7 protein-coding genes are annotated in these 7397 nt (G+C 58.2%); 3 read left to right on the top strand and 4 right to left on the bottom strand.

Going from position 1 to position 7397, the window contains the following annotated elements; genetic code table 11:
* Nucleotides 1-1073: 1073 nt before the first annotated feature.
* Nucleotides 1074-1934, top strand: coding sequence for an inositol oxygenase family protein (locus tag H1Y01_RS01960; RefSeq protein ID WP_180538413.1), 861 nt, complete (start codon nucleotides 1074-1076; stop codon nucleotides 1932-1934).
* 3 nt (nucleotides 1935-1937) lie between these two features.
* Here H1Y01_RS01960 and H1Y01_RS01955 read toward each other — a convergent pair whose 3' ends face one another.
* Nucleotides 1938-3278, bottom strand: coding sequence for a D-arabinono-1,4-lactone oxidase (locus tag H1Y01_RS01955; RefSeq protein ID WP_180538412.1), 1341 nt, complete (start codon nucleotides 3276-3278; stop codon nucleotides 1938-1940).
* 52 nt (nucleotides 3279-3330) lie between these two features.
* On the opposite strand from H1Y01_RS01955, the gene H1Y01_RS01950 reads away from it, so the two are divergent.
* Nucleotides 3331-4626, top strand: a complete 1296-nt coding sequence (locus tag H1Y01_RS01950) for a hypothetical protein (protein ID WP_180538411.1) — start codon at nucleotides 3331-3333, stop codon at nucleotides 4624-4626.
* A gap of 10 nt (nucleotides 4627-4636) precedes the next feature.
* On the opposite strand, the gene hemB is transcribed toward H1Y01_RS01950, so the two are convergent.
* Both hemB and H1Y01_RS01940 read right to left on the bottom strand, forming a co-directional pair.
* Complete coding sequence (hemB, locus tag H1Y01_RS01945) at nucleotides 4637-5608, bottom strand: porphobilinogen synthase (protein ID WP_180538410.1); 972 nt, start codon at nucleotides 5606-5608, stop codon at nucleotides 4637-4639.
* A gap of 23 nt (nucleotides 5609-5631) precedes the next feature.
* A complete protein-coding gene (locus tag H1Y01_RS01940; protein ID WP_180538409.1) occupies nucleotides 5632-6345 on the bottom strand; it encodes a queuosine precursor transporter in 714 nt (237 codons plus the stop codon).
* A gap of 31 nt (nucleotides 6346-6376) precedes the next feature.
* On the opposite strand from H1Y01_RS01940, the gene H1Y01_RS01935 reads away from it, so the two are divergent.
* On the top strand, nucleotides 6377-6832 hold the full coding sequence (locus H1Y01_RS01935; protein WP_180538408.1) for an MgtC/SapB family protein: 456 nt from the start codon (nucleotides 6377-6379) through the stop codon (nucleotides 6830-6832).
* A gap of 90 nt (nucleotides 6833-6922) precedes the next feature.
* On the opposite strand, the gene H1Y01_RS01930 is transcribed toward H1Y01_RS01935, so the two are convergent.
* Nucleotides 6923-7397 (bottom strand): MBG domain-containing protein (locus tag H1Y01_RS01930; RefSeq protein WP_180538407.1); only part of this gene is annotated, 475 nt, incomplete at its 5' end.

Here is a 7397-nt window from a genome sequence, read left to right as displayed (position 1 = left end):
TACACGACGCTCTTCCGATCTGTGGGACCGCAACCAGAGTACTTACGGTACTCCCCGATATCTGGAGATTTACCGGGCACAAGCGCGCGAGCTGCTGACTAACTATGGACCTGTATGCGAGATCTGGCACGATGGCGCGAACGGAGGCGACGGATACTACGGCGGCGCCCGGGAAAAGCGCGTCATCGACAAGCACGCTTATTACGACTGGAGTAATACCTGGAAGCTGGAACGCGAATTACAACCGGGCGCGGTCATCTTCAGCGACGCCGGTCCGGATGTACGGTGGGTGGGTAATGAAACCGGAGTTGCGGGCGAGACGTGTTGGGCCACCTACACGCCGCAATCGGCGGGCGGCGGCCCCGGAGTACCCGGTGATATACGAGAAGCAGAATCTTCTGTCGGAACAAGAAACGGTAAATACTGGATGCCGGCAGAGTGCGACGTTTCCATTCGCCCCGGTTGGTTCTGGCACGAGGCCGAGAACAGCAAGGTGAAGACGCCGCGGCAACTTCGCGAACTCTACTATGCATCTGTCGGGCGCGGCGGAAGTCTCTTGCTCAATGTCCCGCCGGATCGTCGGGGTTTGATTCATGAGGCCGATGCCGCTTCCCTGCGCGAATTCGGCAGCCTGCGAAGGGAGACGTTCCGGTCGAACCTCGCGGCCCAAGCCAGGGTAGCTGCCTCTAACGTGCGTGGACACCGGCCGGAATGGGGCGGGCGCAATCTAGTCGATGGCGATCGTCACTCTTACTGGTCGACGGATGATGGAATCACCAACGCGGACGTTGTTTTTGAGTTCTCGCGACCGGTGCGCTTCAACCTTGTGCGATTGCGCGAATACATTGCGCTCGGTCAGCGCATCGATGCATTTGCGGTCGATCTGTGGCGGGATGGAGACTGGCAGATCTTCGGTACAGGGACCAGCATCGGCTTAGGTCGCATTCTTCGATCGACGGATTTCGTCACGACCACCCGAATGCGTCTGCGCATCATCCGGGCTACCGCTTCTCCTGCGATTTCCGAGTGCGGCGTCTTTGCCGAAGCGACCTAAACTAAGCGACAATACGCTTATGAGCACACTCGTTTCCCCATCTGCTCAGCCGTTGAGCAATCTCGAGGACTGGGACGATTTTCTCGAGGGGCGTTACAAAGAAGGCAAGAGCGACGCGGAGTTTCGTCAATATGACGCAACCGCTAACCCCGGAGTCGCTGAGTTCTACCGGCTCAATCACGAGAACCAGACGCTCGGCTACGTGCTAGAGAAAGAGAAACAATACTTTGCGCTTAACCGCGGCGAGAAAAGCGTATGGGAAGCTGCCGAGTACCTGAACACATTAGTGGACGACAGCGATCCGGACACTGATCTAACCCAGCTGGAGCATCTGCTGCAGACATCGGAAGCCATCCGCCGCGATGGACATCCTCGCTGGATGGTTCTAACCGGATTTATTCATGACTTAGGTAAGTGTCTCTGCCTTTACGGGGAGCCGCAGTGGGGAGTCGTCGGCGATACCTTCCCGGTAGGTTGCGCCTGGTCCGATCAGATCGTCTTTCCGGAGTACTTTGCCGGCAATCCTGACGCACATGTGCCCGAATACCAGACAAAGTACGGAATTTACGAGCCGAATTGCGGGTTGGAGAACGTTCACATGTCGTTCGGACATGACGGCTATATTGCGGAGGTTATGAAGCCCTACTTACCGGACGAGGCGCTATATATGCTTCGTTTTCACTCGTTTTATGCCTGGCACCGGCATGGCGCCTATGGCTACCTGACAAACGAGAAAGACAGGGCAATGCTGGAATGGGTCAACAAGTTCAATCCTTACGACCTCTACTCCAAGGGACACACCAAGCCGGACGTGAAGGCGCTGATGCCTTACTACACCGACTTGTTCGCGGAGTTCCTGCCCGCCCGCCTTCGCTGGTAGTCTCTAAGTCGCAAAAACCGTCGAGTCTAGAAACTGATTGCGGAATTTTCCCTTCGGATCGTACTTCGCTGCCAGGTGAACGAAATCGTCCAGCTTTTCATAGCGTGTGCGGAGTTCCCGCGGATTCATCGTAAATAGTTTGCCCCAGTGCGGCCGCGTTTGAAACGTCGAGAGCTGCCTCTCGATCACGGGTAGCACGCGCTTTACCGCCGGCCAATCCGGTTTCCAGGTAAAGTGGATGGCGACGCTGTCCTGTTTGTAGCAGGTACTCATCCAGAGATCGTCGGCGGCGATGGTGCGGATTTCCGAAATCAACAGGTGAGGAGTAATTTGATCGCGCAGTCGTTCGACCGCGAGAATTGCATCGACCGCGTTGCGGCGCGGCAAGAGATACTCCGATTGCAACTCCGCGCCGGCGCTTGGCGTGAAACCCATGCGGAAATGCGGCAGCCGGTCATACCACGGACCCGGCACGCCCCGCTGCGCCGTACAGTTCTCGGCCGATAAGTTTTCGATGGGATGCAGATCGCGCGTAGCTAACTTCGCGCCTAAGAATTCGGGTGGTCCGGCGAACGGGCTATCATCCCGAACCTTAAGCCACAATTCGCTAATTAGCCGGTTCTGCCAGTCGGTAAACAAGCTTACGCTATACCCGCTCGCCTGAATCTGATCAAAGTGTTCTTTCACCTGTTCGAGCGGAAGGTCGAGATAGACGTACTGTCGCACTTTATAAGTAGGCTCGATATCCAACGTGACGCGAGTGATCACCCCCAGTGCGCCAAGGCCCACAACTGCGCCTCGAAAGGTTTCGCCATCCGTTTTCCGCGAAAGCGTTACCAGGTCGCCCGATGCGGTTACGATCTCAAGCCCCGACACCGAGCTGGAAAGATTCCGGTTCCTCTCTCCCGAACCGTGCGTCGCAGTTGTTATGGACCCGGCGACCGAGATGTGCGGCAGCGAAGCAAGGTTATGCAACGCGAAGCCTTTCGCGTCGAGGTAGGGGCCGAGCTGTCCGTAAGTAACGCTCGGCTCCACCGTCACCGTGCGAGCCGCAGCGTCGAGCGCGACGATGGCATGCATCGGCTTCAACGAGAGAAGGTGATGCGAACTGTCCGCAATCGCGTTGAAGCAGTGACGCGTTCCGAGCACCTTCAACTTCTCCTGCGCGCGCACGATGGAGCGCACCTGGTCAACGGTCGAGGCGTCATCCACTTGCCGCGTACTGTAGGTGAGGTTGCCCGACCAGTTCTTGAGCGGCTGCCCTTCGGCGAACGTGGTTAGAGGCGCAATCAAAGGGCTGGCCAGCGCGCCCGTCATCAGATTCAGAAATCGCCGTTTGTTCATTCCGCTACCGACTTTATCAAACGATCACGCCGCGTTACTGTAAGAGCATCTTATGAAATCGATTGCAGTGGCTGCTTTGTCCGCCAGTATCGCGTTAGTCCAGGCACGCGCCGCTGAACCGCCGCGGCTCGGTCCGCACGCGGCTGTCTACGCCAGCGACGGAACCCTCCTGCCCTGGATCAATTGGAATGACGCGCTCGAAAGGGAAATGAACTGGTACCTGCAATGTCCGTTCGACCATGGCTACCCCCGATTCATCGGACTTACGTTCATGGACGGCAACTACCAGCCGATCGAAAGTCGACACGACACAATCCCCGCGATGCAGAATGGAATGGGCATCATCTCGTATGTGAAGTATTACCGGCTGAAAGGACGGCGCGATCCGAGAGTACTCCAGTTCGCGCGCTACATGGGCGACTATCTGATCAAGGAAGCACTAACACCCGATTCCGGGAAATACCCGCGGTTCCCACGGTCGACAGGTATTGAGGGTAAGTTCCCGCAACCGGCAGATTGCGGGACACAGGATGACCACCCGTATGAGATCGAGCCGGATAAAGGAGGCGTTGCCGGCTACGCGCTGACAATGCTTTACGACGAAACGAAAGACCGGCGCTACCTTGAGCAGGCTCTACACATTGCCGATGTCTTGCGCATGAATATGGGTCCCGCGGACGAAACGCACTCGCCGTGGCCCTTTCGCGCTGATTACCGGACGGGTGAACCGCGCGGACCCGTCTCCGGCGATATGGTCTATATTCTGCGGTTGTTCGACCGCTTGATCGACTTAGAACATGCGGAGTTCAAGCAACCACGAGCCAAGCTATGGGATTGGATCAAGACCAAACAGATCCCCAATGCGGCAGGCGACGGCTATCTCTGGGTACAGTTCTTCGAGGACCACCATTCGGAAAAGAACCGCACCGCCTGGGCGCCGCTGAACATGGCGCGTTACTTGATCGAAAAGAAGGACGCACTCGATCCTGACTGGGAACAAGACGCGCGAACTTTGATCGATTTCGTCGGCCGTAACTTCCTATCCGTACGATTCGGAGTAGCGGTATCCGGTGAGCAAGATGAGGACCGTGATCCGTGGGGCGGCATTAATTCAACTTATGGCGCGGTGCTGGCACTCTACTCGGCAGCGACCAATTCTCCCATATACCGGCGAGTGGCCGAACAGGCGCTGACGTTTACGCTCTATGCGGTTCAGGATAACGGAAGCCCGCGCGATTCTGTTCTCAATACGCAGTCAGGCGGATGGCAGGAAGACGCGCATACGGACAAAGTACATAACATTGTCGATGCTTTAGAGGCTTTCCCGGCCTGGGGCCAGAAGCATTAGGCGAGCAGCGTCAGGCGAGCAGTCGCGCCGCATCCTTAGCAAAGTAAGTTAGCACAAAGTCCGCCCCGGCACGACGAATCGACACCAGAGTCTCCATCATGGCGCGCTCCTGATCGATCCACCCATTGCGCGCCGCGGCCATAATCATTGAGTACTCACCACTTACCTGATAGGCGGCGATTGGCACATCGAAACGCGTCCGTGCTTCATGGATGAGATCGAGGTACGCGAGCGCGGGCTTCACCATCACCATGTCCGCGCCTTCCGCAAGATCCTGCTCGATTTCGCGCATCGCCTCCCGCGCGTTGGGCGGATCCATCTGGTAGGAGCGCCGGTCGCCGAACTGCGGCGCGGATTCGGCCGCCTCTCGAAACGGACCATAGAAGACCGATGCGAACTTCGCCGCGTACGACAGAATCGGTGTCTGCTCGAATCCATTCTCATCGAGCGTCTTGCGGATCGCCCCAACGCGCCCGTCCATCATGTCGGAAGGCGCTATGATGTCGGCGCCGGCGCGCGCATGCGATAGAGCAGTCCGGCTCAACCATTCGAGGGTCACGTCGTTCACCACGTCGCCGTCCTTCACAAAGCCACAATGGCCGTGACTGGTGTACTCGCAGTTGCAGACGTCGGTAATCAGTAGCAGATCGCGCGTTTGACTCCTAGCCGCACGCAGCGCGCGCTGCACGATTCCGTCTTCCGCATAGGCTCCCGACGCCAACTCATCCTTGGATTCAGGCAGTCCGAACAACATGACGCCGCCGATTCCCAAGCCTCGTGCTTCATCGCACTCCAGCACGAATTCATCCACCGAGAGATGATACTGACCGGGCATGGACCCGATCTCGCGCCGCACGCCTTCGCCGGGACAGATGAACAAAGGCAGCACGAACTGCGCCGGGTCGAGTCGAGTTTCGCGAACCAGCGACCGCATGGCTTCGCTGCTTCGCAAGCGGCGGCCGCGGTGAATTGGAAATGGCATTTACTTCCGATTATCCGCGATAGTTATCCTTCGTTCGGGAATCGCGCGCCGCGGAAAGGATTGAAGTCGGTCTCGCGATCGAAGGTATCAAGCCCCTCGCTGCGTTTCAGAAAGTTCACGATCTTATAGGTCAAAGGCGTCGCCAGCACTTCGTAAACTACCTTGAACAGATAGCCTGAGACGATCAGGTTCACGATGGTTGAAACCGGTTGTGTTCCGGCGAAGAGGAGAGTAATCACGAGAACCGTGTCCACGCCCTGTCCGACTACGGTCGAACCCACCGTGCGCGTCCAAAGATACTTACCGCCGGTAAGCAGTTTCATCTTCGCCAGCGTATAGGAATTAGCGAACTCGCCGGCCCAATAAGCAATTAGGCTGGAGGCGATCACGCGCGGCACGACGCCAAAAATGGTCGCGTAGGCTTGCTGGTTGTGCCATGAGGGCGCCGGTGGAAGCGAAACCGCAAACAGGCCCAGCAATGCTAATAAGGCGGAAGCCAGGAAGCCGATCCAGATCGCGCGGCGTGAGGCCGCGTAGCCGTAGACTTCGGTGAAGACATCGCCGAAGATATAGGTGATCGGAAACAATACCTGCGCGCCGCTGAATGTCAAGGGTCCGATCTTCGTCAGCTTCGCCGCGACCAGGTTCGAGACCAAGAGCACGACGACGAAGATGTGGATTAGCAACTCGAGATGTTTGTAGTGACGAACCGCCGGCCTAACCGCGAAAGTGTCCATTTGGATGTTGCGGTAGAGTACCACGAGACACATGCAAGCCAACAATTGGGACTGGGCGCTGCTCTGGTCCAACGCCGAACGGATCGGCCTCGCTTACCTCATCGCTCTCCCGCTTGGAATCGAGCGCGAGCAAGAAGCGCACAGCGTCGGCGTGCGCACGTTTCCCATTGTCGCGATGGCGAGTTGCGGGTACGTCCTCATCTCGCAAGCGCTCCTGGCGCCTCCCGGGGGAACGCCGGACCCCGCCGCGGTTTCACGAATGCTGCAAGGTCTGGTGGCGGGTATCGGCTTCGTCGGTGGCGGCGCGATCCTCAAAGAAGGCGTTACAATTCACGGCACGGCAGCGGCCGCCAGCATCTGGAACGTCGGCGCTATAGGAGCCGCCGTCGCGCTGGGGCGGACGGAAATCGCGGTCCTGCTATCTCTCTTGAACTTAGCTACCTTGTACCTTCTGATACCGCTTCGAAACCGGCTGGGCGGGAAATGAACGGCGGCGCCGGAAGTATCGTGACTTCCGCCGCCGCGAACCGTTCGTATCGAAGGGCTTATCGAGTGGGGACTACCAACGATCTCCGGACTATGGAGCGGTTATGGTGAGCGTGCCGTTCTCAAAGGTGAAGCGGTAGTTGGTTGCCGCCAGCGAGCCCAGGCCGATGGTGATGGGATAGGTTCCGGGAGCTGAACCGTCGGTGGCCGTCGTGGTTTCCGTGGGACTGCCGGTGACTACAGACTGCGTGTCCCCGTTCACGAAACCGGTAATCGTGTACGTGAGCGCCGGGATGGGCTGCTGGTAGGCCACGCTCTCGTTGACGGCGGCCACCGTGAGCTCCGCCTTAGTTGCCGTGAGGGCAAAGGCCGCGGGAGTCGTTACGCCGTTGACCGCTGCCGAAGCAGTCAGGGATCCGATGTGCTTCGGAGTCGCCGTGACCGAGGCTTGACCGTTTGAACCCGTCGTAACTTCATCGCTCGAAAACTCCAGCCCGGCTCCACTGAATTTAACGATTTCGCCGGGAAGCGGCTGGCCCGTCGAGTCTGTCACCTCCACGACCAGG

The organism is Nevskia soli (assembly GCF_903970205.1).
Classification (GTDB): domain Bacteria; phylum Acidobacteriota; class Terriglobia; order Bryobacterales; family Bryobacteraceae; genus Bog-113.
Note: the sequence above shows the minus strand (reverse complement) of the source record. Positions and strands in the feature narration are given on the sequence as shown.